Raw genomic sequence first — 26,262 nt, 5'->3', positions numbered from 1 at the left:
TACTAAAATTTATTATAATGTTTTGAAAAATAAATACGTTGTAATTGCCTGAATACCTACAGATAGGAATTGGGTAACATCTCCAATAGTAGTACCTCCTCCTAAACCAGATATTTTCTCTTTTAATGGGTCTATAATAATTTGATCTCCAGATTGTAAATAAAAATAGGGAGAGTTTAGAATATCATCGCGGGTTATATCAAGCACAATGTTTTTTTTACCTTCCGGGTATTCTCTGATGATTCTAATATGGCGCCTGTCAGCGTATCTTGTTAAATCTCCCGATTTAGCTATCGCTTGTAATAAATCGACACGGTTAGACAACTCTGTTTTTTCTCCGGGTGATGCAATTTCGCCTACCATATAATATTTGATGGCTCCAATATTCATTCGAACTTCAGCTTTTCCATCATTATATAATACTTCATTTAGTTTAGACTGAACTAAATCTGTTATTTCATTTAAAGTTAACCCATATACATAAAATTCACCTAATCCATATATGGTTATATATCCATTGGCATCAACGATTAATCCACTAGTTCTTAATCTTCCATCTCCACTGTTAGCACCTCCTTTAAATGCCGTTGTATTTTCTTCACTTAAAAATCGGGAAGCGTTTTTATCCGAAGTGATAAGGGTCATTGCTAAAATATCATCTTTTTTTACCCTGTAGTTTTCATAGATTACTGGAACTAATCCATATTCATTATAATGTAGGTTTTCGCTCGGTTGAAGATATTTTAAATCTTTAACACCGATGCAAGAACATAAAAATAAAGCAAAAGAAATAATAAAAATAGCTTGATTAAATTTCATATAATAACTTAAACTGCAAAAATAGTTAATTTTTTAATATTTGCATAAGATTTGTAATTTCTGTTTCAATATTACTTATATCATAATTATTTAAAATTATTTTTTTATAAATAGATATATTATTTTCAATTCCTTCAAAAGGAAAATATAATTGTTCTTCAAATTTTTCAAAATTTGAAATTCTATTTAAATAAATAATTTTCGGCTTATAGTCGAGATTTAATTTTTGTAAAAATATGTTTAACAAGTCATCAATATTATAAGAATTCCCCATATCTAGAGTATATATACCGGAACGGTTAATAGGAGAGGCTATTTCAATTAATCCTCTGGAGGCTTGATATTTGGAAATAAAATATCGGTTCATGTTTTTATTTGTAATAGTAATAGGCAACTGATTTTCAATTTGATATTTAAAGATAGTGAAAACCGAGCCGCTACTATTGAAAACGTTTCCAAATCGAATAATTTTAATTTCTAAAGTGGTAGGAATTTCTTTTTTTATAATTTTTTTTAGAAGATTTAGTTCCGCAATTCTTTTAGATATTCCCATAATATTTATGGGTTGAACAGCTTTATCGGTTGAAATAAAAATAAACTGTTCGACATCATGATTAGTCAACGCAATATCCAATAAATTCAATGTAGCATCTATATTTACAGATTGAGACTCTTCTATGTTATTCTCTAAAATATCAATATGTTTATAAGCTGCGGCATGATAAATTATTTGAATAGAAAATAAAGAAAATAATTTTTTTAATAATTCTTTATTTCTAATATCTCCTAAAAATAACTGTAAACGATTATTGTCAATTTCATCTTTAAATTTTAACTTGATTTTAAAAATTGCATATTCAGAATGATCCAAGATTATAATTTTTTTACACGAACTTTCCAATAATCTTTGTATTAGTACGCTTCCTATAGAACCTCCTCCACCGGTAACTAAAATTACTTTTTGATTTAAATAATCATATTCTTTATTTGAATAATCTATTTTTTTATTAAATAATTCTTCAAAAGAAATTTTTTGATTTTGAATTTTGATTACATCTTCTTTGTTTGGCATTATTTTTTAAATATTTTTATCGATAATAGTAATAATCTTATTTAAATCTTCATCGTTCAAATTATCTCCGGAGGGTAGACACAGTCCGTTTTTGAAAAGCCTATTCTCAAAAAAAGAATCACCATAATATGAAAAATTTTTAAAAACTTTATGATTATTTAGTGGATTCCAAAGAAATCTTGATTCAATATTGTTTTTATCAAGCAAACTTTTAATTTTTTTATTTAATGAGGTTGGAAATATAAAAGAGCTTAACCAACGATTAGAAAAGCTGTGATTTAATTCTTTTTGATAGTCTATGGTGAATCGTTTTTCCAGATTTGAAAGATAATAATCGAAAATAAGTCTTCTTCTTTTTACTTTTTTTTCCAATTTATCAAATTGTGCACAACCTAAAGCGGCTAGAATATTACTTGTAGAGTAGTTATATCCTAATTCATTATGTTTATAATAATCGACTTTTTCTTTTGCTTGAAAAGCTAATTTTTCAGCATAGATGTAACTTTTTTTATTGGGTAATATTAGAGCTCCCCCTTGAGAGGTAGTTATAATTTTATTTCCATTAAATGAAATAATTCCATAGTTACCCATCGAGCCTAAAGGCTTATTATGGTAAAAGGAACCTAACGCCTCTGCTGCATCTTCAATGATTATGATGTTATTATCCTTGCATATATCAATTATTTTATCCATTTGTGCAGGCATTCCGTAAATATGTGCAATGATTAAAACTTTGGGTTTTATACCTTTTCTATTTAAATCTTCAATTGCGGAGTGAAGAAATTCAGGAGACATATTCCATGTTTCTTTTTCAGAACCTATAAATACAGGAATAGCTTTTTCATATAATATAGGAAAAGCAGTAGCAGCAAAAGTAAAATTAGAACATAAAACATAATCACCTTCTTTAATTTCGGTTACTTTTAGAGCAAGGTGAATGGAAGACGTTCCACTATTGGTTAATAAAATATTTTTTTTAAAATATTTAGATAATTTATTAGTAAAATCAATTGTGTAAGATCCAAAAGGTGAAATCCATCCACTTTTTAGAGCTTGAACTACATTTTCTATTTCTGAATGATCAATGTTGGGAGGAGATAAATATATTTTGGTGTTTTTATTCACGTTTTTTGTGTATAATTTTAGTTAATAATAAGGGGAGAAAAGAAAATATGATTCCCAATAATAAAATTATGATAAGTAGTAGATGAACATTAATATGTCTTAAAAAGTAAGCAACTAATATAACTATAGCATTTTCTGCAACTATAACTAACGTAACTTGTTTGTGAGATAAACCTAAACGTAAATATCTATGATGCATATGATTTTTATCTGCATTAAAAGGAGAGCGTTTTTTGTATATACGTATCATAAAAACACCTAACGTATCAATGATAGGAATAATTAAAATGGCAATAACAATTATTGGAGCTGTTTGAATCCAATATACCGGAGTACCGAATGGGTATTGCAATAAAAATAAATTTAGGAATTTAATACCCATAAATGAAAGTAAAAATCCTATAATCATAGATCCGGTATCACCCATAAATATTTTATACCTTTTGGAAAAATTATAATGGAGAAAGGCTAAAAGACTTCCTATAATGGTTAATGCTAAGACAATCATAGGATAATTAATTGATCCCAATCTCCAAAAAGTAATTATGAATGCACAACAAACTAAGATTGCGACACCTGAAGCTAAACCATCTATTCCGTCTATTAAATTGAAAGCATTTATTAAAAAAATAAAAATTAAAACGGTAAATAAAATACTAAACCAATAGGGTAGTAGATTAATACCGAATATGCCAAAGAAATGACCTATTCGAACGTTGGATCCCACAGAAATCATTAGAGCGGTAACAATTTGTGCATAAAATTTTTTATTAGGTGCAACAACTAAGATGTCATCCATTAATCCAATGAAGAATAGAACAATAATTCCGGAAAATAAAAAAATATAGGAAGAAAATAACTCATAAGCACATATGGAAGACATAATCGTAACAGAATAAAAAATTGAAATTCCACCTAAATTAGGAGTTTCCGTGTGATGAGAACTTCTTTCCTTAGGTCTTGCCATTAAATTTTTTTTATAAGAAACTCTAATAATTTTAGGAATAGTCAAATAGGTTAATAAGAATGAGCCTATAAAACCCAATATACATTTTAGATAGAAACTATCAATTCCCAAAAAATACTTAATATTTCTTATATCAACTTCTTCCATATTTACATTAAGTCGAATTAATAACTAACGTTATTGTACAATTATTATGAATCTAACAAAGATATATTTAAAAAGTTAATATTTATAAAGTTTTTTTGTTGAATTAAATAAATTTTTATTTATTATTTTCAAATAAAATGAATTAACTCAAATTCTTCTAAAAAAAATGAGTTGAAAGTTTTATATGGGATAATATTAAGTTTATCGTGAGATAAATTATTGTTTAAAAATAATTTAAATTTATAATACGGTATAAATTAAATATAATAATTGTTTTTAAATTTATAATATTTAATATTCTTTAAGTATACAAAATAAAATATTTCAAAATTAAATATATATTTGTATTCTAAATTTATTAAATAAATACTATGAGAAAAATTTACTGGCTTTTTATTTTTTTATTTTCAGTATTAAAAGCCCAGGTTAAAGTAATTGACCTAAGTACGGGACGTTTCGATGACGGCTCCGTTATGCCAATCGAGATTGAAGACCCGGATTGGAAATGTATTCGTCCGGATGGTTCAGAACACACCGCTCGGACAAGGCATACCTATTCGGGTTGGTATCTTCCACAATTTAAAGATAATACTTATAATGATAGATGGATTACAGGTGCGCCAGGTGATCCGGGGGAAGGATATTTTATTTATAAAAGTAAATCCTTTGTGGTACCTAAAGGTTCAAAAGCGAACTTAGAAATAAGGACATTAGCTTTTATGAGGCAATGGACCTATGTTGTTAAAGAAAATCCCAATGGAATAGATCAAGAATTTCAAATAACTCAAACTACCTGGATGAATGATGGAGCTAAAGGATGGTTCAATTCTAGGAACCCATTGGCTGAAGAAGTATTAAAATCGGGAACTTATCACATAAAAGTGAAGGTGTATGTGAATAGTAGTAGAGCTAGGCAATCTATAAACGTAGCATCAAAAGTTTATATTTCTCCACCTAACGAAAAAAATTATACTTTAGCACCCAATAGTTATATTTTTGATATAGATAAAGCTAAAAAAGAAAATTTGGGAGGTATTTTTATACCGGTAAAGAAAGCTTATACTATGTGGGAGACTAATGAAAATTTAAAAGAGCCTATCCCATTAGGTAAATTATCTGCTTCTGTATATTGGGAAGATAAACCAGGATTAGTTCGTTCCGCTAAAATAGAAGGAGAAGGAGAAGACTCCAATATAAAAGTAATGATAGATAAGGCGCGAGGAAAAGGAAATGCGTTAATAGCTTTTCATGTAGGACCTAATGGAAATCATTTGGATCCAATATTTTGGAGTTGGCATATATGGGTAACCGATGATCCCTCAAATGGAGCTCAATTTGGTCATAAAATTCCTTTAAGTAACGGAAAATTTGGTGATTATCAAGAAAAAAATTTGGAAGGAAAAACTTTTGAGATGAAATTTATGGATCGTAATCTCGGAGCATTGAGTGCTAATTTAGTAGGTCATGGTTGGACTAAAACAGGAGGCTTAATGTATCAATGGGGACGAAAAGATCCTATCCCCCCGTTAACATACAAAGATGGTAGTAAATATGAAGTATCAGGAAGTGTATCTTCAAATCCTGTAACATACTTAGATTATGATAATAGTAATAAAAAATTTGTTGTTTTTAGAGAGAATTTAAGCAATTATACTTTCCCGGAAGATATGAAATTCAATATTGGATATTCAATTAAAAATCCGCTAACATATATTAATCGTGTATATAAAGGTAATAGTAATAATAATTATACTCATTGGTTTACCAGTGTAAGGAAATTTGATGAATTTACAAAAGAAAGTTTTAATCTATGGGGAGATAATACATCTGGTAAGTTTAAAAATTCTTTCACCTATCAATTAAAATCACCATTTGATCCTTGTCCACATGGATGGCGAGTTCCATCATATACAGCTCAATCAGGTTCAGTTTCAGATAATTCTCCTTGGGGGCGTCAAAGAATTGATCTTCCGGGTGTAACAGGGAATCATCAATATGGTACAGATTTTTTTAAAAGAAATGGGAATGATTTGTATAAAGGTGTGAAAATTTATCCTGGATTTGGTATGGATTTTACTGATGAAACACGCAGAAGTATAGGAAAAATTCCAATGACGGGTAAATTTTTTAAATATACAGAGGATGGAAGAGCTCTGTTTCAAGATGAATATAATCAAGGGTATTTGTTAAGTGCTACCATGGGGGAAGACGCTAATATTAGAAGTCTAATTGCTACGGCAGATCCAGTTGAATTATTGGATGGGGAAAATAAAATAAGAGGTAGATCAAGATTTGATTCTCATACAGAACATGGAGAAGCAGGAGCTATACGTTGTATTCAGGATCCTAATTTATTTAAAATTAGTGATTTTTCCACTCAATATATAGAATCTGATTATATTGATTATTATACAGGAATAAATAATCCCAATACTTATATTATTAAAGAGGGAGAAGATAAAGAAATACCTGTTAATAAAGCTTATGCTATGTATAATCAATATTTGACAGACCATGAGTGGCCACAAGGTAAACAATCAGTTAATGTTTATTGGACAACTAATAAGCAGTTAATTGATAAAATATATTTAGTGGGAAAAGGTGAAAATGCTAAAATTTATGTAAAAATAAACTCCGGGCAATTTGGAAATGCTGTAGTTTCTCTACATATAGGCTCAAGAGGTAATTCATTAGATCCTGTAATTTGGAGTTGGCAAGTTTGGGTACCTAATGGCGATCCAGAACAAAATACCTATACTTATGTAACTGAAAAAGTGTTAACGGAAATTTCTCCACAAATAGTCAATCCAACTAATTCAGGTTTACCTCCACTTACAACGGAATTTATGGATAGAAATTTGGGAGCTATAGAAGCTTTTCCAACTAATTTAGATCAATCTCCCAATGATAATAGTTTAATAGCTAAGGCAAAGTTATCGGGAGGAATGCATTACCAATGGGGGCGAAAAGATCCAATACCTACCTTCGAAGCTGATCAAACAAAAATTTATTTAGGATCAACTGTTAATGGAAGTTTGAATTATTCAGAAACATTAACTGAATCTGCGTATAATAATAATTATATTCAAAAATATTCAGAATATAGCAACAAGGCCGATTTAAAATCTAATGATAGTCAACATCAGAAAATAAGCAAAATTTTGAAGTATTCGGTAAATAATCCTATCGATTACTTATATAATGATGATAAAAATTTAATAGATTGGATATCTGATAAAAATGGCGTTGCAGCTGATCGTTGGGGACATGGAGAAGAAAAGTCTCCATTTGATCCATGTCCGGATGGATGGAGAGTACCGGATTTCACTTTTATTAGACACATGCGTGGTAAAAAAGATTATAATCAAGGTTTTTCTCCTTGGTATAATGGCCACTACACTTATAAAACAGTTGAAGGAATAGAGCAGTCTTTACAATCTTTAAATAATTATGGAGGAAAACCATATAATCTTAATGGAAAATGGGGAATAATTTTTGATGATCCTGATTATAAAATTGGGGGATATTTAACTACAGGAATACGAGGTGCAGATAATTCTCCAAGTATTTATAAGTCAAATGAAGCACTTGGATTATGGTCTTCAACTATGTATATAGAGGTTAATCAGATAAAGGCATTTAATGCTAGAGCAGAATATAAAAAAGGAAACGATAATTATTTTGTATTTTCTTCAGCAGATAGATTAAATGCTTATGCTGCTATGAATGTACGTTGTGCTCGCGATATTCCAAGATATGATGGAACTGTAGGAAAAGGTAGTTTTCCGATTTCCCAAAAACAATCAAATTTTGAAAATGAAAATAAAGACCAGTTAATAAAATCTCTAATACAAATATATCCCAATCCTACTTCTGGTTTATTTACCATCTATTTAGAAGATAAAATAAATGGTGTATTACAGATAATGAATTTAAATGGAAATATAGTATATACTAAAGAAATAAAAGAAAAAGAAATCCATGTGGATATTCAGGGACAACCTGCCGGTATTTATATAGTTAAAATTCAAGCGAATCAAAATATAATTACTAAAAAAATAATTAAAAATTAAATTTAGATATTTTAATAAAATGACATCTCCCTACTATTTTTAGTAGGGAGATTTTATTATTTAAAATTTTAATAGTTAAAATTATTCATTTACTAATCAAATAATTGTGTGTATTTTAGGTATATAAAAGTATATTACATATTGTGATCATTAAGTGCAATACTAAATTTATTATATTTTTTTAACCCATTAAAAGCCCAATGTCCGGTATAAAATAAAGATTTATATAATGGTAGATTTAAAAAATTATGATAAACTAAAAATTGGAGTTTTAACATTAACCACTTATTTCTTGAATAAGAGTTATGTCTTATTCTATAAATCACCATAGGCAAAGTTAATGCTCGTATGTTTTTTATTTTTTTAGATAAGTTTAGGATCATTGCATAATCCTCTCTTCTATAAACATTTGGAAAAAAAATTTTTCCTATTCTTTTAGAATCATATATTAAAGTTGAAATAAATACAGGGCAATTATATAACAGACGATTATAGTTAATAGAATCTTCAGCAATAAAATCAGTAAGTCTGGGATTTAAATTTTCATCAACCCTTTTATAAGAGGTGTATACAGCTTCCTCATTATTTCTTTTTAAGTAATTGATTCTTTCCTCTAAAGCATTAGGTAGCCATATATCGTCACTATCAATATAAGCTATATATCTTCCTTGAGCATTATTTAAACCATGATTTCGAGCAAGAGCTGCTCCGGAGTTTTCTTTTAATGCAATAAGTTTAATTCTTTTATCGTCATATTTTTTTATTATTTCAATAGATTGATCAGTACTAGCGTCATCAACAATCAACCATTCCCAATCGTTATAGGTTTGATTTAAAACGGACTCGATGGTATCAACAATATAATCGGCAGAGTTGTAATTTGCTGTAATAATTGAAACGGATGGCATATTATCCATTAGATAATTATTTATTAATTAATAATTTTATAAGTAGCCGATGGCTCTAATATAATTTAAACTTAAAAGATCAAATATTTTGATAAAAAATTTATCGCCTAAATTAATTTTCGTTAATGAATTCATATGGAATAAAATATTTTATATCAACATTTTCACTAAATATAGTAGACATTTTATCGAATCCTAAAGCAACAGAATTAGTCCAAAATCTCCAACTCATCAAATAAATATATACAACTAAAAAATAATATATCATAATTCGATAGCTATTTTTAGAATATTTTATGATCATCGCTATAAGTATAGTCCAAAAATCACCGTATACAGTAGGAAGTCTTATTGAAAATATTGAATTTTCTCGTAAAGAATAGTATAAGAAATAATAGGTTACTACTAAATTTCTAATCATTTTATAATTAGGATTAGTAGTTGTATTACATATATATTTATCGTTTACTAATAAAATAGTTATAAAAATTAGTTTTACAATATCATTTAATCCCCATCCTGTTCCTTCCAAACTTCGATAAGAATAAAATCCTCCTGTAGCTTCAGATATAAGATCAGATGAAATATTGGAAAATAAATTTTCAAAAATTAAATAAGGTTTAAAAGGAGATATAATTATAGCAAAAATTATGATTAAAAAACAGGAAAAAGTTGAAAGATTTAATCTAGTTATCCAATAGGCCGGTATAAATATTAAAGATGTTTTATGAAAATAATATCCAATAAAAACACAAATTAAAAATTTTAATAATTTTCTTTGTTCAATATATTGATAGGAATATAAACAAAATGCTATCGACACTGCTTGTCTAATATGCCCGGAATCACTAAAAAAATAACTGGGCATAAAAAAATACATTAGCGATAACATAGGGTAAGGAGAATATTTATAATAGGTATATGTTTTTAAAGAAACTGAAATAAGTCCAAAAATGAATAATAATGCAAAGAAGGGCATTTTAAAATACCCCAAAATTTTTGATATTATCACATAAGTTACTTCAATATCTGCATTAAAAACTTTGTCCCATTTTACATATTTATTGATACCCATATATAGCTTAAAATAGGGCCAATAATCGGCACCTTGGGCAACACGTATTCCACACAGAAATATTAAAAGTGAGGAAATAACAATATAAGGTACTTTTATTTTAGCCTTAGTACCATTATTGAATATTTCAATATATGAGAAAAAAGTTATTACAAATAAAATAATATAATAGACAGGATGAAGCATTAAATTATAATTTAATTAATTGTAATACATAAAATACTATTTTTTTTAAACTTAATGAACATAGATAATTTTTTTTAAATCTGTTATAAGTAAAAATTTGCTTTTTGGTTATATGTTCACTTGTTATTATTTTTCTGAGTTTAGCAAACATTTGGTTTCTACTAGTTGAATTTTTTACATACGCATAATAGGCTAAAAAACAATAAAATCCTTGAAAGATAATAAACTTATGCCAATCTTGAAGGTTTTTAACGTATACACTTTTAATAAAATCACGCTTGACCATATCTATTGCATCAAATATATTTATACCTTTAATTGTATAGTTTCTGGTTATTGAACCTTTCCTGACTAGATATTGATAAAAATATTTATTAGATTTAGCAATAGTTCGGGCTTTTAAAAATAATCGAGGAATCGTAGCTACATCTTCAAAATGCATATTTTTAGGAAAAGAGATGTCGTTAAAAAGTTCCCTTTTAAAAATTTTATTACATGCAAAACAAGACATTTCCCCAAATATTGTGAAATCTTGTGTAAGATCAATCCTTTCAGGAAGTTGGTGTAATTCAGGTAATTTTTTTAATATTTTGCCTTGATCATTTATATTTTGAAGACTACATAAAACTATGTCTGCTGAATGTTTTTTGGCTAGATTGATCATTTCATGTAGCATATCTTTTTCAATCCAATCGTCACTGTCAACAAATGCCAAAAACTCTCCGGATGAATGTTTTATCCCGGTATTTCTAGCTTCGCTTAACCCTTTATTATTTTGAACAATAGTTTTTATATTATCATATTTTAACGCATATTCGTCAATGATTAATTGTGAATTATCTGTAGATCCATCGTTAATAATAATTATTTCTATTTCTTTACATGTTTGATTTATAAGCGAATCTAAACATTTACGAAGATAGGGTTCAACATTATATACAGGTACAATTACAGAAACTTTATAAATCATAGATATATAAAAAAACCAAAGGTACTATTTTAATTTTATATTAAATATTTTATATAAAAGCATTCAAATATTGAAATGTATTAATTATTTAGATTGTATGTGATTTTTTATTCCATAAAATTTCATATCATTCCAGAATTCCACATAGGATTTTACAACTACATCCGGATTTTTGATTTCTAAAGGAAACAGTAATTTTAAAGGAGCAAAACTCATTGCCATTCGATGATCATTATAAGTTTCAATTTTTTGATTAGCATTAAAAGAATTGACATTAAGAAGAGTAAAAGAATTATCAGTAATTTCTACCTTACCTCCGCATTTTTCTATTTCATTTTTTAGTGCAACTAAACGATCGGTTTCTTTGATCTTCAAAGTTTCAAGTCCCGTAATTTTTATAGGAATACGTAGACCAAAGGCAGTTAAAGCTACCGTTTGCGCAATATCAGGACAATCATTCATGTCCAATTCTATAAAATTAGGATATTCAAAATTGGGTTGCTTACATAAGGTTATTTCGTTTGTATTAAAGGTAGTATTAATGCCAAAAAATTTTTGATAAATATCCACTGCTCTTCTATCTGCCTGTAATGAATCTTCAAATAAATATTTTAACTTAATAGTTAAATTTTCGCTTAAAGCACATATAGAATAATGATAAGACGCAGAGGACCAATCACTTTCAATTATAAATGGTTGATTTTTTATCTCACTGACCGGGTATATTGTAATTTTATTTTGGTTAAACAAGGTTTTAATTCCTATTTTATTCAAAATCTGGAGAGTCATAGTAATGTAAGGTTTTGAAGTAATTTTACCTTCTAACTCTATAACTAAACCTTTTTCTAATTTAGTTCCTATCAAGCATAAAGCAGTTATATATTGACTACTTATATTAGACGGTAAATTAATAATATTACTTTTAATTCCTTTCCCCTTTATCTCTAACGGAGGATATCCTTCATTTTCAACATATGAAATATTTGCTCCTAACTGATTTAACGCATCCACTAAAATTTTTATAGGGCGTTCTTTCATTCGATGAGAACCGGTAAGGATAGTTTCCCTATTTTCTTGAATTGAAAAAAATGCAGTTAAAAACCTCATAGCTGTACCGGCATGATGTATATCAATGCAATGCTCTTTAGAAGAAAGAGCTTCTTTCATCATTTGGCTATCTTGGCTTTTCGACAGGTTTTGTAGTTGTAGAGAATTATTGAACAATGAATTAAGTAGTAATACACGATTTGTTATACTTTTTGAACCGGAAAGATTGATTGAAATTTCCCTCATTGTAATTTTTTATTGTTATGATGTCTTTCACTGTCGCGTTGAGTAGTCGACTTTAATTTTTTTTGAAAAGCTTTTTCCAAATCAATTCCAGTTTGATTGGCTAAACAAGCTACAACGAAAATAACATCAGCTAATTCTTCACCTAGATCTTTGTTTTTATCGGACTCTTTTTCAGATTGTTCTCCGTATCTTCTGGATATAATTCTGGCAACTTCTCCCACTTCTTCAGTGAGTTGAGCCATGTTGGTTAATTCGTTAAAATACCTTACGCCATATGATTGAATCCATTGGTCAACTTGTAATTGTAAATCTTTTAAACTCATTTTATATATATAGAAACTATAGAAATTATAAAATTTTTTACTTTATCTTTATTATGAACATTATTTTTTATTTATCAATTATTCTTAACTAATAGAGCTCGGATGATAAGATAAAAATGTACTATTATAAATTATTTAATATCATTATTAATAAAATGTATATCTATATTGTACTTTCAATTAATTTTATTATTTCTAGAAAATCACAAAAAAATTAATTTCTTAAATTATTTTCGAAAGCTAATTTAATTATATTTTGTTAATGTTTATTGAGAACCTTACTCAAAATAGGATCTAAATCGTTTGCTAATTTTTTAGAGAATAGTTCAGCGCCATTGGCATTTAGATGTAACGAATTAAAAAAATAGCTTTTATTAAATGACATAGAGTCTTCTGAATAGTTGAAAAAAGGAATGTTATATTTACTTGAAATATCTTTATATATTTTAATTACTTGATTCCTGTTTTTAACAAATTTTTGTCCTTCAATGTATTCAGGAGTATATACTAAAATAATATATATATTTTTACTTTTCAATTCATTAATAATTTTTTCAAATAATAAAATACCCTTTTTATTTATTGAAACTTCGATATTTTTTTCAGAAAATAAGGCTTTTTCTAAGTCATTATTCCAATGTGAATCGATAGGGAGGAAACCTTTAATTCTTCCAACAGGAATTTTAACAACATCATCATTAATTGATAGTAATTTTTCAGTATCCTTTGTATTTTTTTCGTTTATTTTTAAATAAAATTTATTAAAAAATGAGTTGCAAAAATTGTTTCCTATTTCAAATATTTTTTTAGCATAAAATGAATCTATATATCTTATTAATGGAAAGTTATAATCATAAAAAGTAAAATGAGGGAATTTAAAGACAGACATTTGCTCTTTAATTTCTTTATGTTCGGGCCAAAATAAATAGGGTGAAAATTGATCCGGTTGATAAATTCCTTCAGGATTACTAAAAAACAAATCATCTAAAGAATAGATTACAACTTTTGGAATTTTATTGAATTTTAAAAATTCTAAATGTCTTAAATTTTGCAACCAAACATGTTGTCCGGCCATTCCTAAATTATAAGAAGTAGTATTAAATTTATTTTCTAAAATAATAGGATCGATATGATTCAGAGCTCTCGAAGAACCATAAATTACGATATCTGAATTTATTTTGCCTTTATAAATATCTTCCCAAACGGAAAAATCACCTATTCCTGATTCTCTGATTTTTTTTGATACGATATAATCTATAATATAAGAAAAAAATATTATAGGTATAAAAAAAACAATAAATTTATAGATGAATTTTATCATTAGCAATTAAAACTGAAAATATATGAATTCTTGAGAATTTTTTTGCCCAAAAATAATTAATAAGATTATTATAAAATAATAAAAGCTCCATCGAAAAATAGTTTTAGATTTATAAAACAATTTTTCAATAGCATAATTATTCTCCCTACCTAACCATTCCACCCCCATAAAAAATATTAAAAGTGGAAAAATAAATATATTCAATGAATTTAAATTCGGTAAACTAAGGAAGACAATCATTCTATTTATATAACTAAATGCTTGATTCAAAGACTCTGCCCTAAAAAAAATCCAAGCAAATGAAGATAGTAAAAATGTAAATAGTATTTTAAAAGTTTCATTAAAACTGGGTAAAATTTTACCTTTTGCAACAATATCTAAATTTTTTCTGTTAGTTTTAAGAACAATAGATGGCATAATAAATAGAGCATTTAATCCTCCCCATACTAGAAAAGTCCAATTTGCTCCATGCCAAAAACCGCTAACTAAAAAGATTATAAAAGTGTTTCTAATTCTCTTAATTACTCCACCTTTACTTCCACCTAGAGGAATATACAGATAATCTTTAAACCATGATGATAAAGAAATGTGCCACCTTCTCCAAAATTCAGCTATACTTCTTGAGAAATAGGGATAATTAAAATTCTTAATCAACTTAATACCAAGAAGCTTTCCTGAACCCAAAGCTATGTCAGAATACCCTGAAAAATCACCATAAATTTGAAATGAAAACAAAATAGCACCTAAAAAAAGAGTTCCACCCGATTGACTCTCATAGGAATTAAAAATTAAATTGACTGCTTTAGCACAATTGTCAGCAATTACTATCTTTTTAAATAACCCCCATAAAATTTGTTTTAAACCGCTTACAGCAAGTTCATAATTGAATTTTCTTTGTCTTTCAATTTGAGGGAGTAAGTGAGTGGCTCTTTCTATTGGTCCGGCAACCAGGAGTGGAAAAAAGCTTACGAATAAGGCATATTCAATCCAATTATGCGTAGGTTTGATTTTTTTGTTGTAAATATCAAATACATAAGATAAGCCATGAAAAGTATAGAATGAAATGCCGACCGGTAAAACTATATTTAAAGTTGAATAATGAGCAGTAAAACCCAATTTTTGAATTAAATCAGCAAAAGATTCAATAAAAAAATTATAATATTTGAAAAAACCTAAAAAACCTAAATTAATAGATACACTAACTATTAACCATATTTTTTTTTTTGTTTGTGTATTTGACTCGTAAATTTTGAGTCCACTAGTAAAATCAAGTATCGTTGAAAAAGCAAGTAAAAATAAAAATTTCCAATCCCAACAAGAATAAAAATAATAGCTTGCAAGTAAAACAAATAAATTTTGAACCTTTAAATTTTTATTTAAAATAGACCAATAAATAATAAAAATAGTTGGGAGGAAAATTGCGTATTCAAAAGAGTTGAAAAACATTTTTCTATATTTATACATCAAAATTACAAAAATGTATTAAAATAAGGATAATTAAATTGATTATTTAGGTTGATTATTTATTAAACATATTTTTATAAAATTTTAATTTTGTTACCATGGAGTGGAACTTAGCAATAAATAATTTTCAAGAATATTTATTATTAGAAAAAGGCCTTTCTCAAAATACACAATTAGCTTATATAAGAGATATTAAAAAACTAATAAAATTTACCGAACATGATACGTCCATTACCCCATATACTATAGATAGATTTTTAATTCAAGATTTTATTTATGATTTTGCAAAAAAATCTTCCTCAGCCAAGTCTCAAGCACGAGTAATATCATCATTAAAATCTTTTTTTAAATTTTTGCAAATAGAAGAAAAAAGGCAAGATAATCCGGCAGAATTGCTCGAAAGTCCTAAAATTGGACTGTATCTTCCCGACGTGCTAAGCCATGAAGAAGTATTAACTATAATACAGTCAATAGACTTATCCCAATCAGAAGGAGAGAGAAACCGTACCATTATTGAAACATTATATGGATGTGGCCTTCGTGTTTCAGAATTAATTAATTTACGACTTTCCGATTTATATTTAGATGAAAATTTTATTAGAGTTATCGGAAAAGGGAATAAACAAAGATTAGTACCTGTATCGGATTGGACGATTAAATATATAAATCTTTATAAAGACTCAATTCGTATTCATTTAACTCCAAAACCTAAATGTGAAGATATACTTTTTCTAAATAGAAGAGGAGGGCAGCTAACACGTGAAATGATTTTTATAATAATAAAAAATATTGCAGAAAAGGCCGGAATCAAAAAGAAAGTTTCCCCCCATACATTCAGGCATTCTTTTGCAACGGTGTTACTGAAAAATGGTGCCGATTTACGTTCAATTCAGCAAATGCTGGGACATGAAAGTATTACCACAACAGAAATATATACCCATTTAGATAATCAACAACTAAGAGATACGATAGAAAAATATCATCCTTTTTCAATTAAAAAGGGCTAATATTTTAAATTAAATAATATACATAAAAGTTTAATGAATTTAGATAAATATAAAAACGAAGCATTAAAAAAAGCTTCAGAACACAAAAAATATTTAGAAAAACTCAAAAATAAGAAGCCCAAAAAATTGGATCAAGAATTAATCGAAATTCATGATAAAGTTTTCTCACATATAGAATGCCTACAATGTGCTAATTGTTGCAAAACTACCGGACCTTTGTTTTTGGAAAAAGACATTGAAAGAATATCTAAATATTTACGAATGAAACCGATTGATTTTATAGATCAATATTTGTATAAAGATGAAGATAATGACTGGATATTTAAACAATTGCCTTGTCCCTTTTTAGACAGTTCCAATTATTGTTCCATCTATGAAGTACGTCCAAAAGCATGTAAAGAATATCCCCATACGGATCGTAAAAAATTCTATCAGATAAATAAATTAACGTTAAAAAATACAGTCATATGTCCGGCTGCTTATGAAGTAGTGGAGCTGTTGATGAAAACTATACGAATGTAGAATTACTTGTTTTTTTGTGAATCTATTATTTTTTTATTTTGTAACCATTCCACTATTTTAGCCCCCAGCCAAGAGAATGGAAAAAATATAAAAAACATACTTATTATATACCAGGTGGGATGTCCTTTAAATGTAAAAACAGAAATAATAGCAGTTAATAAAAGTATAAATCCGATCAACATAGCATAAGCAGTTTTTGCTGTTTTTACTAATAAAGCGCAAACTATTCCACCTAATAGAGAACCAATCCCGGAAGAAATTAATAAAGCTATAAAGAATTCGCCTTTAGCAGTACGAACAATGGATCTCCAATATTCTATAGGAAGACCTTTATAATTATAAGGTATCCAATAAGAATTTATCATAACAGAAAGAGTAATTATTGTAATGGCTACTATAAGCCCGGATATAACTGCAAGAGTATTTCTTATCATTTCGTTTTATAATTCTGTAGCAATAACTGAAATTTCAATTAAAACATTTTTGGGTAAGGCTGAGACTTGTACACATTCACGGGCCGGATATGCATCAGAAAAATAAGAAGCATATATTTCATTAACCGTGGCAAAATCAGATAAATTTTGAAGAAAGATGGTAGTTTTAACCAAATTATTCCAATTTAAATTAGCTTCACTTAAAATTGCTTCAATATTTTTCATAACTTGATGAGTTTGATCATCAATGGAAGCAGGAATTTCTCCGGTTTGCGGATTTACCGGTATTTGTCCCGAAACAAATAAAAAGTTGTTAACCTTAATCGCTTGAGAATAAGGTCCAATAGCTGCAGGAGCTTTTTCAGTATTTATTATTTTTTTAATCATGAATTAAATATACAAATTTTTTAAAAACTTGCATTGTCATTGAAATTTTTAGCCTCGTATTTTACCGCATCTTTTAATATGGCTGCTTTTACTCCTATATAAAAACTCCATGTCTTGTTATAACTTGAAGAAATGGGAACCCAATTAAAATTAATATTAAAACTTCTCAAATCTCTCATAAATCCTAGTCGAGTGTATCCGAATTCTTTACTTTCCAAATCGTAATTAGTAGATGCAGTAATTTTCCAATATGGAGAAGGGGAGATTTCTCCCGAAAGATTTACCGTAGCAGTAACATTAGTATTTCTATTATACTCTTTCGTAGAAGCATAATTCAATCCTACGTCCAATTTCCAAGGCATATCGAAATGGGCGTAATTTTCATCATCAAAGTAGTATTTTTCATATCTAACCGTTCCTTGCTTCTTATATTTAATTACTTTTTTTTCACCGAATAATGATTCATCCAAAGAAAAGTTCAATCCCATCGTATAACTGGCAATAGTGAAATATCCAAACTTATCAATAGCATGACCTACTGTTGATTCGGGAGTATCAAATACTATTTTATAAGGATTTACCCTCATGGCATAATTAACACGTAATTTAGAATTAAATAAAGAAGATGAACCCGAAGCATTAATAGGACTCCATTTCAAAGAATCTGCAGCAAAATTATAAGATGTATTGATATTTAAAGATTCGAATATTTTTATCTTTTTAAAACCGCTGGATTCTTTTTTATTTCTAACCTTCATTTCAAGATTGTTAGCAAGGGAAATATTTATGGCACTGTTTTCATAATTGGAAGGATTACCCATGACATTTCCTTCAAAATAAGAATATTTTACTTTTTTTCCATCTTTATCCGTATACGTACCGTAATATCCCCAAGAATCTTTAGAGAAGTCAGGCATAAAACCATAGCTGATCGTAGGAGATATCATATGACGAATTGCCTGAATCATACTTCCTTTTTTAAAGTTGGCGATACCATACAAAGTCGTTGTTAAATTAAGGGACCCGTCAAAAGTTCGGAAAGTTTTAAATCCATCTTTATTAAATGTTTCAACCTTATCCGAAGAAGCATTATAGTCCCTTCTTATAGTCTTTGTAGTCCAGATTTCTCGATAATTACCATTGATACCTAATTGAAAATAATTAAAAAGCGTGGAAGTAGTACCAAAACTGGTGGAATTTTTCATTCCGTTGTTAGAGTTTTTAAACATTTTTGACGTAAACATATCGTCAGTAGTCGTATTCAATGAATTTTGAAGATTCATTTTATAATCCATATAGATATTGTGCCAAATGGTTTTCTTAGGTCCTGATTTAGGTTTAAAAGGATAAATTTGAGGCATCGTAACCGTTACATTAGGAAGTACCATGGTTACATCACCGGTTGAAATATTTTGCGAAGCAGAGGTATTAAGTGAAATAGTTAAGGGATTATTATTAAATCTTTTAACCAAAGAAATTGATGATGAAGTCTGATTATTATTTACATTACCATGTAAAGCATTTTGATTATATATGCTGTTGTTATAGTAATTCTGACTCATAAAATTTACCGATGCGTTAAAGGACAAATTTGGATTAGCTTTGGCATCTTGTAAATGAGACCAGGTAATACGATAATTTTCAATTTCTGAATAATCATCCAGTCCTTTGGTACTGTTTATATTTTTTTCATAAATAAAATTTAAATTACCGGAATATTTGTAACGATTCAAATATCTTAATCGATTATCGATCATCCAGCTTCCTTTAGTATAAAATCCAAAACGGCTTTCTAAGTCCAAATATTCACCAATGGGAACATAAATTCCCCATCTTTCCAAATAAAATCCTTTATTTTGCCGTTCACCGAACGTTCCGATTAAAATTCCCGCTTGTCTGTTGCTGCCCGTTGAAGGCAAATATAAAAAGGGTAAAATGAATGGAGTCGGGACTTGCTCAATATACATCGTGGTAGGTCCTGCAATGATGGTTTTTTGATTTTTACCGGTAATAACTTTCATTTTATTGGTCGATAAACCATAATCAGGAATAGAATCTTTTTTTGCTTTAAAATATTCATCCGTAGTCATAAATCCCCCCCTCATATAATATTCTTCATCATTCATTCTTTTGGCTTTTTTAGCAATAATTGCCATTTCATCTTCTTCCGTTCGAATATTAAAAGCCGTACCCTGTTTGGTATTCATATTAAATTGGGCTTCTGTATATTCATACTCTTTTCCTCCTTGAATAAATTTTATATTATCAATAATTCTTCCTAAACTGTCAACTTTTCCACGAGCTAAAATGTCTCCGGTATTCCAATCCATAACAATATAATCTGCCTTAATGGTCATATCCTGATAGCTGACTTGTGCATTATGGATCAGATAGGTTAATTTTTTTGAAAAAACATTACGAATTTCATCCCCTTTAGTATCCACAATATTTTCAAGCTTTTCTTTATTGACTGGTATAGAATCAGTAGGGATTTTTACAGTGTCAGAAAGGGTTTTAACTCTTTTTTCCTGTGCTAAGAGAATGTTAAAAATTAGAAAAAATAAATAAAGTATATTATATTTGAAACTTGAATTGATCAAAGCATATAAATTCAGAAAAAATTTTGCTGTCAAAATTAATCAAAAAAAAGAATTAATGAGAGTTTTAACAATATTTAACTTAAAAAATATACTACTAATAACTTTAATTTTTTTCACCGGCTCTTTATCTTCACAAAAAAAAGATTTTACCTTAGTTTTGGATGCCGGACATGGCGGGCATGATAATGGTGCTAGAGGAGCCTATGCCAATGAAAAAGATGTAAATCTTTCATTGGTTTTAAAAGTTGGAGCCATGATTGAAAATAATAATAAAGATGTAGAAGTTATTTATACTCGAAAGACAGATGAATTTATTCCATTAATGACCCGCGCAGATATTGCCAATAAAGGAAAAGCCAACTTATTTATTTCCATACACTGCAATTCAAGCCCTAAAAGTGCCCCGTACGGTACGGAAACCTTTGTTCTGGGAGCTCATCGAAATAGAGATAATTTTGATGTTGCAAAAAGGGAAAATGAAGTTATTTATATGGAAAAAGATTATCAAACGACTTATGAAGGATTCAACCCCTCATCCCCCGAATCGGTAATAGGCCTCACATTGATGCAAAACATATACTTAGAAAACAGTTTAAAAATGGCCAGCTATGTGGAAAATAATTTTAAAAAAGAAAATCGATTTTCCAGAGGAGTAAAACAAGCCGGTTTTTTGGTGTTAGTTCAAACAGCCATGCCTTCAGTATTAATTGAAACCGGTTTCATCTCTAATCCTCAAGAAGGACAATATTTAGCTTCAGAAGATGGACAAAATACTATAGCTAAAGATATTTACGAAGCTTTTTTAAGCTATAAAAAAGAATACGATAAAAAATCAGAGAAAAAAGCGGAGGAAGAAATTCAACAAGTTGTTGAAAATCCGGTGGACAGTAACTTATCACTAAAGGTACAATTCTTAGCATCATTCAACAGATACAGTCCTAATTCCTTGCAACTTAGAGGTATGAAAAATGTTGAAATTGTAAAATCAAACGGTAAGTATATATATTATGCAGGAAGTACCAATTTACGATCTGAAAGTGAAGCGACATTAAAAATTGCCAAAGAAGCCGGGTTTACAGATGCTTCTATAGTTGAATTTAATGAAAAAGAAGTGGTAACCGGTCTATACTATACCATTGAATTATTTGTATCACCTAAAAAATACAGAGAAAGAGATGCTATTTTCAGGGGATTAAATAATGTAATAAGACAAAAAACGGATAACAATTTATACATATATACCAGCGGGAAAGTAAGTAGTTACGATTCAGCCAAAAAATTATTGGAAATCTATAAAAAAATAGGATTTTCAGATGCTATCATTTCGAAAACTTTATCGTAATTTAAATCAGTATATTAAATAAGATATAAATTTTTTCTACTCATAAATTCATGACATGAGTTAAAAAATATCCATTATAAAAGATTTCTAAAGTTTCCCAATAGATCCCGTTTATTGAGCTAATTGATAACTATTTAAATTTATAACGTTGATCAGATTTCTTAAAAACCAAGCCTTGTCAAATGGTTCATTCAACCCATTATTTAAATAAAGCTCGGTTCCAATTATCCTTATTTTACCAATTGCACAATCTAAAAGATAGTATAAAGTATATGAATCAATTGTAAAAATATTCATACTTATATTGTGTTTAAAACTAATAAAATTAAGGGTCACTAAAACAGATAATTTATCGTCATGCTAATGATCTTAATTTTATTTTGTTGGAATATAAAATTCAATCCCATAAAAAAATTACTTTTGTAATATGAAAGAAAATCCTATTTTATCTATAATTGTTCCGGTTTTTAATTCAGGAATTTATTTGAAGGAAACTATTAAAAGTATTGAAGAGGTAAATTTTTCATATCCTTATGAAGTCATATTAGTAAATGACGGATCAACAGATTCGGAGACTTTAAAAATATTGGAAGATTACAAAGAAAAATATACAATTATAAATCAAGAAAATGGAGGAGTAGCCAGGGCAAGAAATACGGGTATTGAAAATGCAAAAGGTCAATATATATTACCTTTCGATTCGGACGATATAATGAATGGAAATTATTATGATCAAGCTTTACATAAGATTATTTATGATCCAACTATTGACATTCTCTATGGAGATTATATAATTTTCGGAAGTGAGAACAGGTACAATAAATCAGGAAAATATAATCGTTTACGCTTAATAAATAGCGGATGTTTTTTACCCAATTCAAGTATCTATAAAAAAAAGGTATGGGAGGATAATGGAGGCTATGATGTAACTTTATCGTATGCAGAAGATTGGGATTTCTGGTCAAGATCTGCAGTAAAAAATTATAGCTTTTATTATTTCAATCAACCCTTATACAAATATAGAAGAATCCATGACGGAAAATCATTAAGTCAAAGCAAAGTAACTAATTATAATGAAGCCATTAAAACTTTAAAAAGTAAAATTCCGGCTTCTGTATTTAATCAAGAAACCATAAGTGATTATGTTGTGCAATCCGTTAGAGAAAATAGAAAATTAAAGATAAAACTCTTTTTACGCATTTTTTTTCCAAAAATATTTAATTATCTAAAAAAGAAAAACTTATTTCCAAATGGGATAGTAGTAGAATAGAATGGCTTTTATTATGAATAATAAAAGCCATGAAAGAGAAATTTTGACCTAAATAGCATCAGTATGCACCGTTTTTACGGCTCTACCTGATGGATCAGGGTTATTTTTAAATGCTTCATCCCATTCTAAAGCCACGGCAGAACTACAGGCTACAGAAGGTACAGAAGGAACCGTTTGTGCTGCTGCCTGAGAAGGGAAATGATCTTCAAATATGCTTCTGAACCAATATTCTTCTTTTGACATTGGTGGATTAATTGGAAAGCGTTCGGATGCTCTTTCCATTTGTTTATCAGAAACTTTTTTATCAGCCGTTTCTTTCAATGTATCAATCCAGGAATAACCCACTCCGTCTGAAAATTGTTCTTTTTGTCTCCAAGCAACTTCTTCAGGTAAATAATCTTCAAATGCCTCTCTTAAAATATGCTTTTCAATTTTTCCGTTTCCGCACATTTTATCTTTAGGATTTAAAGTCATGGCAATATCCATAAACTCTCTGTCCAAGAAAGGAACCCGCCCTTCAACGCCCCAAGCCATTAAGGATTTATTGGCACGAAGACAGTCGTAAAGGTGGAGTTTATCTAATTTTCTGACGGTTTCTTCATGAAATGCTTGAGCATCAGGTGCTTTGTGGAAATATAAATATCCGCCGAAAAGTTCATCGGATCCTTCTCCCGATAATACCATTTTTACTCCCATAGATTTTATATATCTGGCTAATAAGTACATGGGGGTAGAAGCCCGAACCGTTGTAACATCGTAGGTTTCAATATGATAAATGACATCACTGATCGCATCTAAAGCTTCTTCAATGGTAAAATGAATTTCATGATGTACGGTCCCGATATGGTCTGCCACTTTTCTGGCAGCCAACAAATCCGGAGCACCTTTTAGTCCGACAGCAAAAGAATGCAGTTGAGGCCACCAAGCATCCGAATTATTGTTATCTTCCACTCTTTTACTTGCATATTTTTTTGCAATAGCTGAAATAATGGATGAGTCTAATCCACCGGATAGAAGAACCCCGTAAGGAACATCAGACATCAACTGTCTGTGTACAGAATCTTCTAATCCTTTTCTTAATTTTTGAATGTCAGAAATGTTGTCTTTCACAGAATCAAAATTCATCCAATCTCTATGATACCAAGTTTTTATTTCACCGTCCGGACTATATAAGTATTTTCCGGGTTCAAATTCTTTGATATCCGGACAAACTCCTTCCAACGATTTGAGTTCACTGGCTACATAAAATTGCCCTTTTTCATCATATCCCATATATAAAGGAATGATTCCCATATGATCCCTGCCAACTAAATAAGCATCTTTTTCTTGATCATATAAAACGAAGGCATAAATTCCTGTAATATCTTCAAATAATTTAACCCCTTTTTCTTTATATAAAGCTAAAATAACTTCACAGTCAGATAAAGTTTGGAAATCGTATTTTCCTTCAAATTTCTTTCTAATTTCTTTATGATTGTAAATTTCACCGTTTACGGCTAATATCAATTTTTTATCGCTGCTATATAAGGGTTGACCACCGGAAGCAATATCAACGATGGATAATCTTTCATGAGCAAGGATTGCATTTTTATCGCAATGGATTCCTGACCAATCCGGACCTCTATGACGAATTTTTTTTGCCATTTTTAAAGCCTGAGGCCTTAATGTTTCACCGGCTTCTTTTAAATCGAAAATTCCTACAAATCCACACATTTTTTTTGTTTATTAATTTTTGTAAAATTAAAGTAAATTAGCTTAAATGTAAATATAATTTGTAATTTTTATTTTTAAAATAAATTTATTTATTGTTTTTAATTTATTTTATAAACTTTTTGAAGGTAAAACACAAAAATAAGTTTAGATTGAGAATGTGAAATGTTTGAAATAATAAAATGTAAAAATTTTTTTCAGAAAGATGTAAAAGGTTCTTATTTTTATCAACTATTTCAAAATGATACGCTCTCCTTGTTTAGGAAATATATAATTGATAGAATATGGATTATTGTTTACTAATTGTTCCTTAATTATTTGTTCATGATTTCCTTTAGGTTTGATATGGGTAACAATAATTGTTAGCTTTTTCATATTTTTTTTTCCTACTAATTGAGCTAATTTTTTCATTTCTTCATTTAGTAAGTTGGGCGTTAAATGACCAAACAATAATTCATCAGGTTGAGAATTAGGAAAAGAAACTTCAATCAGAAAGGTTTTTAATTTTCCTGATTTAATTTTAGGAGCCATAAGGTTCCAGATCTTATTGAGATTATCGGATTTTTCAATTCTGTCTGCTCCGGTATCGCCAAAATATAAAACTGCTTTGGTATTATTTTCCACTAATATGGCGGAGCTTTTAAGAGGTTTTACATGACTTAATTCATAAACCGTACCCGTTAAATGGGTATTAAGAATAGGGAATGCATTTCCTATTTCTGTGTATACATATTGATATTTATTTAGAATCGGACTTTCGCCTTCATTGGCAAAATTGATCCAAGCAGCATTGGTAAAATATTTATTTTTTAAAACTTCAATGGTTTCTTTACTTGCATAAATTGGCTTGGAGGAATCTTCGGGAGAGTTAATCAACATTCCTGATAAATGGTCTAAATGGCCATGAGATATAAAATATCCTTTGATGTTATCTTTTAATACATTTTCAATTGTAGTATTGGTAAAGGTTCCTTTTTCAATTGCCTTATCAATACCACTATAAATAGTTCCGGCATCCAGAGCTAAATAATTGGATGTTTTTTCTTCAGCAATTAGATAAGAAGAAAGATTACTTTCGTCACTTCCTCCGTAAACTCCTAATGGAACGATCTCTAAATTCTGAGCCGAGGTAATTATAGAAATCGTTAGAAATATTATTAAAAAAAATTTTTTCATGATCCTACTTTTTTAAATCAAATTATAATTGATATATTTTTTCAGAAGTATCGCTCATTTTTCATGAATTG

22 protein-coding genes are annotated in these 26,262 nt (G+C 28.6%); 5 read left to right on the top strand and 17 right to left on the bottom strand.

All coding sequences use genetic code 11. The features are described 5' to 3' along the window. Positions 1 to 12: 12 nt before the first annotated feature. From J3U20_RS03055 to J3U20_RS03040, 4 genes are read right to left on the bottom strand one after another with little or no spacing between them, the layout of a single operon-like run. Complete coding sequence (locus J3U20_RS03055) at positions 13 to 819, bottom strand: polysaccharide biosynthesis/export family protein (protein WP_160542355.1); 807 nt, start codon at positions 817 to 819, stop codon at positions 13 to 15. A gap of 25 nt (positions 820 to 844) precedes the next feature. Next, on the bottom strand, positions 845 to 1,891 hold the full coding sequence (locus J3U20_RS03050) for a polysaccharide biosynthesis protein (RefSeq protein ID WP_160542354.1): 1,047 nt from the start codon (positions 1,889 to 1,891) through the stop codon (positions 845 to 847). Positions 1,892 to 1,897: 6 nt separating this feature from the next. Then, positions 1,898 to 3,016, bottom strand: coding sequence for a DegT/DnrJ/EryC1/StrS family aminotransferase (locus J3U20_RS03045; RefSeq protein WP_160542353.1), 1,119 nt, complete (start codon positions 3,014 to 3,016; stop codon positions 1,898 to 1,900). Further along, a complete protein-coding gene (locus J3U20_RS03040; protein WP_160542352.1) occupies positions 3,009 to 4,130 on the bottom strand; it encodes a glycosyltransferase family 4 protein in 1,122 nt (373 codons plus the stop codon). Before J3U20_RS03040 ends, J3U20_RS03045 begins: the two co-directional genes overlap by 8 nt. A gap of 371 nt (positions 4,131 to 4,501) precedes the next feature. Between J3U20_RS03040 and J3U20_RS03035 the strand changes: the two genes are divergently transcribed. Beyond that, on the top strand, positions 4,502 to 8,203 hold the full coding sequence (locus J3U20_RS03035) for a T9SS type A sorting domain-containing protein (RefSeq protein WP_160542351.1): 3,702 nt from the start codon (positions 4,502 to 4,504) through the stop codon (positions 8,201 to 8,203). Positions 8,204 to 8,337: 134 nt separating this feature from the next. Here J3U20_RS03035 and J3U20_RS03030 read toward each other — a convergent pair whose 3' ends face one another. The 7 genes from J3U20_RS03030 to J3U20_RS03000 all read right to left on the bottom strand — a co-directional run bounded on the left by J3U20_RS03030 (position 8,338) and on the right by J3U20_RS03000 (position 15,725). Continuing rightward, positions 8,338 to 9,120 (bottom strand): glycosyltransferase family 2 protein, encoded by a 783-nt coding sequence (locus tag J3U20_RS03030; protein WP_255448171.1) that lies wholly within the window; start codon positions 9,118 to 9,120, stop codon positions 8,338 to 8,340. A 103-nt stretch (positions 9,121 to 9,223) separates the two neighbouring features. After that, on the bottom strand, positions 9,224 to 10,372 hold the full coding sequence (locus tag J3U20_RS03025; RefSeq protein WP_160542350.1) for an EpsG family protein: 1,149 nt from the start codon (positions 10,370 to 10,372) through the stop codon (positions 9,224 to 9,226). A 4-nt stretch (positions 10,373 to 10,376) separates the two neighbouring features. Next, complete coding sequence (locus J3U20_RS03020) at positions 10,377 to 11,342, bottom strand: glycosyltransferase family 2 protein (protein ID WP_185150271.1); 966 nt, start codon at positions 11,340 to 11,342, stop codon at positions 10,377 to 10,379. 84 nt (positions 11,343 to 11,426) lie between these two features. Continuing rightward, on the bottom strand, positions 11,427 to 12,635 hold the full coding sequence (locus J3U20_RS03015) for a 3-phosphoshikimate 1-carboxyvinyltransferase (RefSeq protein ID WP_160542349.1): 1,209 nt from the start codon (positions 12,633 to 12,635) through the stop codon (positions 11,427 to 11,429). Then, a complete protein-coding gene (locus J3U20_RS03010) occupies positions 12,632 to 12,958 on the bottom strand; it encodes a nucleotide pyrophosphohydrolase (protein ID WP_160542348.1) in 327 nt (108 codons plus the stop codon). Before J3U20_RS03010 ends, J3U20_RS03015 begins: the two co-directional genes overlap by 4 nt. Before the next feature lie 259 nt (positions 12,959 to 13,217). After that, a complete protein-coding gene (locus J3U20_RS03005) occupies positions 13,218 to 14,279 on the bottom strand; it encodes a hypothetical protein (protein WP_160542347.1) in 1,062 nt (353 codons plus the stop codon). A 6-nt stretch (positions 14,280 to 14,285) separates the two neighbouring features. Next, complete coding sequence (locus J3U20_RS03000) at positions 14,286 to 15,725, bottom strand: MBOAT family O-acyltransferase (protein WP_160542406.1); 1,440 nt, start codon at positions 15,723 to 15,725, stop codon at positions 14,286 to 14,288. A gap of 116 nt (positions 15,726 to 15,841) precedes the next feature. Here J3U20_RS03000 and xerD point away from each other — a divergent pair, with 116 nt between their 5' ends. Both xerD and J3U20_RS02990 read left to right on the top strand, forming a co-directional pair. Further along, a complete protein-coding gene (gene xerD, locus J3U20_RS02995; RefSeq protein ID WP_160542346.1) occupies positions 15,842 to 16,750 on the top strand; it encodes a site-specific tyrosine recombinase XerD in 909 nt (302 codons plus the stop codon). A gap of 33 nt (positions 16,751 to 16,783) precedes the next feature. Next, entirely contained in the window at positions 16,784 to 17,272 is a 489-nt protein-coding gene (locus J3U20_RS02990) for a YkgJ family cysteine cluster protein (RefSeq protein ID WP_160542345.1), read from the top strand. A gap of 2 nt (positions 17,273 to 17,274) precedes the next feature. On the opposite strand, the gene J3U20_RS02985 is transcribed toward J3U20_RS02990, so the two are convergent. From J3U20_RS02985 to J3U20_RS02975, 3 genes are read right to left on the bottom strand one after another with little or no spacing between them, the layout of a single operon-like run. Beyond that, complete coding sequence (locus J3U20_RS02985; protein ID WP_160542344.1) at positions 17,275 to 17,706, bottom strand: hypothetical protein; 432 nt, start codon at positions 17,704 to 17,706, stop codon at positions 17,275 to 17,277. A gap of 6 nt (positions 17,707 to 17,712) precedes the next feature. Beyond that, a complete protein-coding gene (locus tag J3U20_RS02980; protein ID WP_267434337.1) occupies positions 17,713 to 18,090 on the bottom strand; it encodes a RidA family protein in 378 nt (125 codons plus the stop codon). A gap of 23 nt (positions 18,091 to 18,113) precedes the next feature. Continuing rightward, positions 18,114 to 20,726, bottom strand: coding sequence for a putative LPS assembly protein LptD (locus J3U20_RS02975; RefSeq protein WP_160542342.1), 2,613 nt, complete (start codon positions 20,724 to 20,726; stop codon positions 18,114 to 18,116). A gap of 22 nt (positions 20,727 to 20,748) precedes the next feature. Between J3U20_RS02975 and J3U20_RS02970 the strand changes: the two genes are divergently transcribed. Then, the gene (locus tag J3U20_RS02970; RefSeq protein WP_160542341.1) at positions 20,749 to 22,035 is read left to right on the top strand and encodes an N-acetylmuramoyl-L-alanine amidase family protein; all 1,287 of its coding nucleotides are present in this window, start codon (positions 20,749 to 20,751) and stop codon (positions 22,033 to 22,035) included. A gap of 111 nt (positions 22,036 to 22,146) precedes the next feature. Here the strand turns inward: J3U20_RS02970 and J3U20_RS02965 are convergent, their stop codons facing one another. Continuing rightward, entirely contained in the window at positions 22,147 to 22,332 is a 186-nt protein-coding gene (locus J3U20_RS02965) for a hypothetical protein (protein WP_160542340.1), read from the bottom strand. A 130-nt stretch (positions 22,333 to 22,462) separates the two neighbouring features. Here J3U20_RS02965 and J3U20_RS02960 point away from each other — a divergent pair, with 130 nt between their 5' ends. Further along, positions 22,463 to 23,305, top strand: coding sequence for a glycosyltransferase (locus J3U20_RS02960; RefSeq protein WP_160542339.1), 843 nt, complete (start codon positions 22,463 to 22,465; stop codon positions 23,303 to 23,305). 48 nt (positions 23,306 to 23,353) lie between these two features. Here J3U20_RS02960 and asnB read toward each other — a convergent pair whose 3' ends face one another. Beyond that, positions 23,354 to 25,018, bottom strand: coding sequence for an asparagine synthase B (gene asnB, locus J3U20_RS02955; RefSeq protein WP_160542338.1), 1,665 nt, complete (start codon positions 25,016 to 25,018; stop codon positions 23,354 to 23,356). 228 nt (positions 25,019 to 25,246) lie between these two features. Then, positions 25,247 to 26,191, bottom strand: coding sequence for an MBL fold metallo-hydrolase (locus tag J3U20_RS02950; protein WP_160542337.1), 945 nt, complete (start codon positions 26,189 to 26,191; stop codon positions 25,247 to 25,249). Positions 26,192 to 26,262: the final 71 nt, after the last annotated feature.

Source organism: Apibacter sp. B3919, from assembly GCF_026537405.1.
Lineage (GTDB): Bacteria > Bacteroidota > Bacteroidia > Flavobacteriales > Weeksellaceae > Apibacter.
This window is presented reverse-complemented; position numbering and strand designations above follow the sequence as displayed.

Coding starts and splice junctions, on each gene's coding strand:
- J3U20_RS02960 (WP_160542339.1), top strand. CDS start 22,463: ATGAAAGAAAATCCTATTTTATCTATAATTGTTCCGGTTTTTAATTCA.
- J3U20_RS03015 (WP_160542349.1), bottom strand. CDS start 12,635: ATGAGGGAAATTTCAATCAATCTTTCCGGTTCAAAAAGTATAACAAAT.
- J3U20_RS02950 (WP_160542337.1), bottom strand. CDS start 26,191: ATGAAAAAATTTTTTTTAATAATATTTCTAACGATTTCTATAATTACC.
- J3U20_RS03020 (WP_185150271.1), bottom strand. CDS start 11,342: ATGATTTATAAAGTTTCTGTAATTGTACCTGTATATAATGTTGAACCC.
- J3U20_RS03010 (WP_160542348.1), bottom strand. CDS start 12,958: ATGAGTTTAAAAGATTTACAATTACAAGTTGACCAATGGATTCAATCA.
- J3U20_RS03050 (WP_160542354.1), bottom strand. CDS start 1,891: ATGCCAAACAAAGAAGATGTAATCAAAATTCAAAATCAAAAAATTTCT.
- asnB (WP_160542338.1), bottom strand. CDS start 25,018: ATGTGTGGATTTGTAGGAATTTTCGATTTAAAAGAAGCCGGTGAAACA.
- J3U20_RS03005 (WP_160542347.1), bottom strand. CDS start 14,279: ATGATAAAATTCATCTATAAATTTATTGTTTTTTTTATACCTATAATA.
- J3U20_RS03040 (WP_160542352.1), bottom strand. CDS start 4,130: ATGGAAGAAGTTGATATAAGAAATATTAAGTATTTTTTGGGAATTGAT.
- J3U20_RS02965 (WP_160542340.1), bottom strand. CDS start 22,332: ATGAATATTTTTACAATTGATTCATATACTTTATACTATCTTTTAGAT.
- xerD (WP_160542346.1), top strand. CDS start 15,842: ATGGAGTGGAACTTAGCAATAAATAATTTTCAAGAATATTTATTATTA.
- J3U20_RS03035 (WP_160542351.1), top strand. CDS start 4,502: ATGAGAAAAATTTACTGGCTTTTTATTTTTTTATTTTCAGTATTAAAA.
- J3U20_RS02985 (WP_160542344.1), bottom strand. CDS start 17,706: ATGATAAGAAATACTCTTGCAGTTATATCCGGGCTTATAGTAGCCATT.
- J3U20_RS02970 (WP_160542341.1), top strand. CDS start 20,749: ATGAGAGTTTTAACAATATTTAACTTAAAAAATATACTACTAATAACT.
- J3U20_RS03055 (WP_160542355.1), bottom strand. CDS start 819: ATGAAATTTAATCAAGCTATTTTTATTATTTCTTTTGCTTTATTTTTA.
- J3U20_RS03000 (WP_160542406.1), bottom strand. CDS start 15,725: ATGTTTTTCAACTCTTTTGAATACGCAATTTTCCTCCCAACTATTTTT.
- J3U20_RS03025 (WP_160542350.1), bottom strand. CDS start 10,372: ATGCTTCATCCTGTCTATTATATTATTTTATTTGTAATAACTTTTTTC.
- J3U20_RS02990 (WP_160542345.1), top strand. CDS start 16,784: ATGAATTTAGATAAATATAAAAACGAAGCATTAAAAAAAGCTTCAGAA.
- J3U20_RS03030 (WP_255448171.1), bottom strand. CDS start 9,120: ATGGATAATATGCCATCCGTTTCAATTATTACAGCAAATTACAACTCT.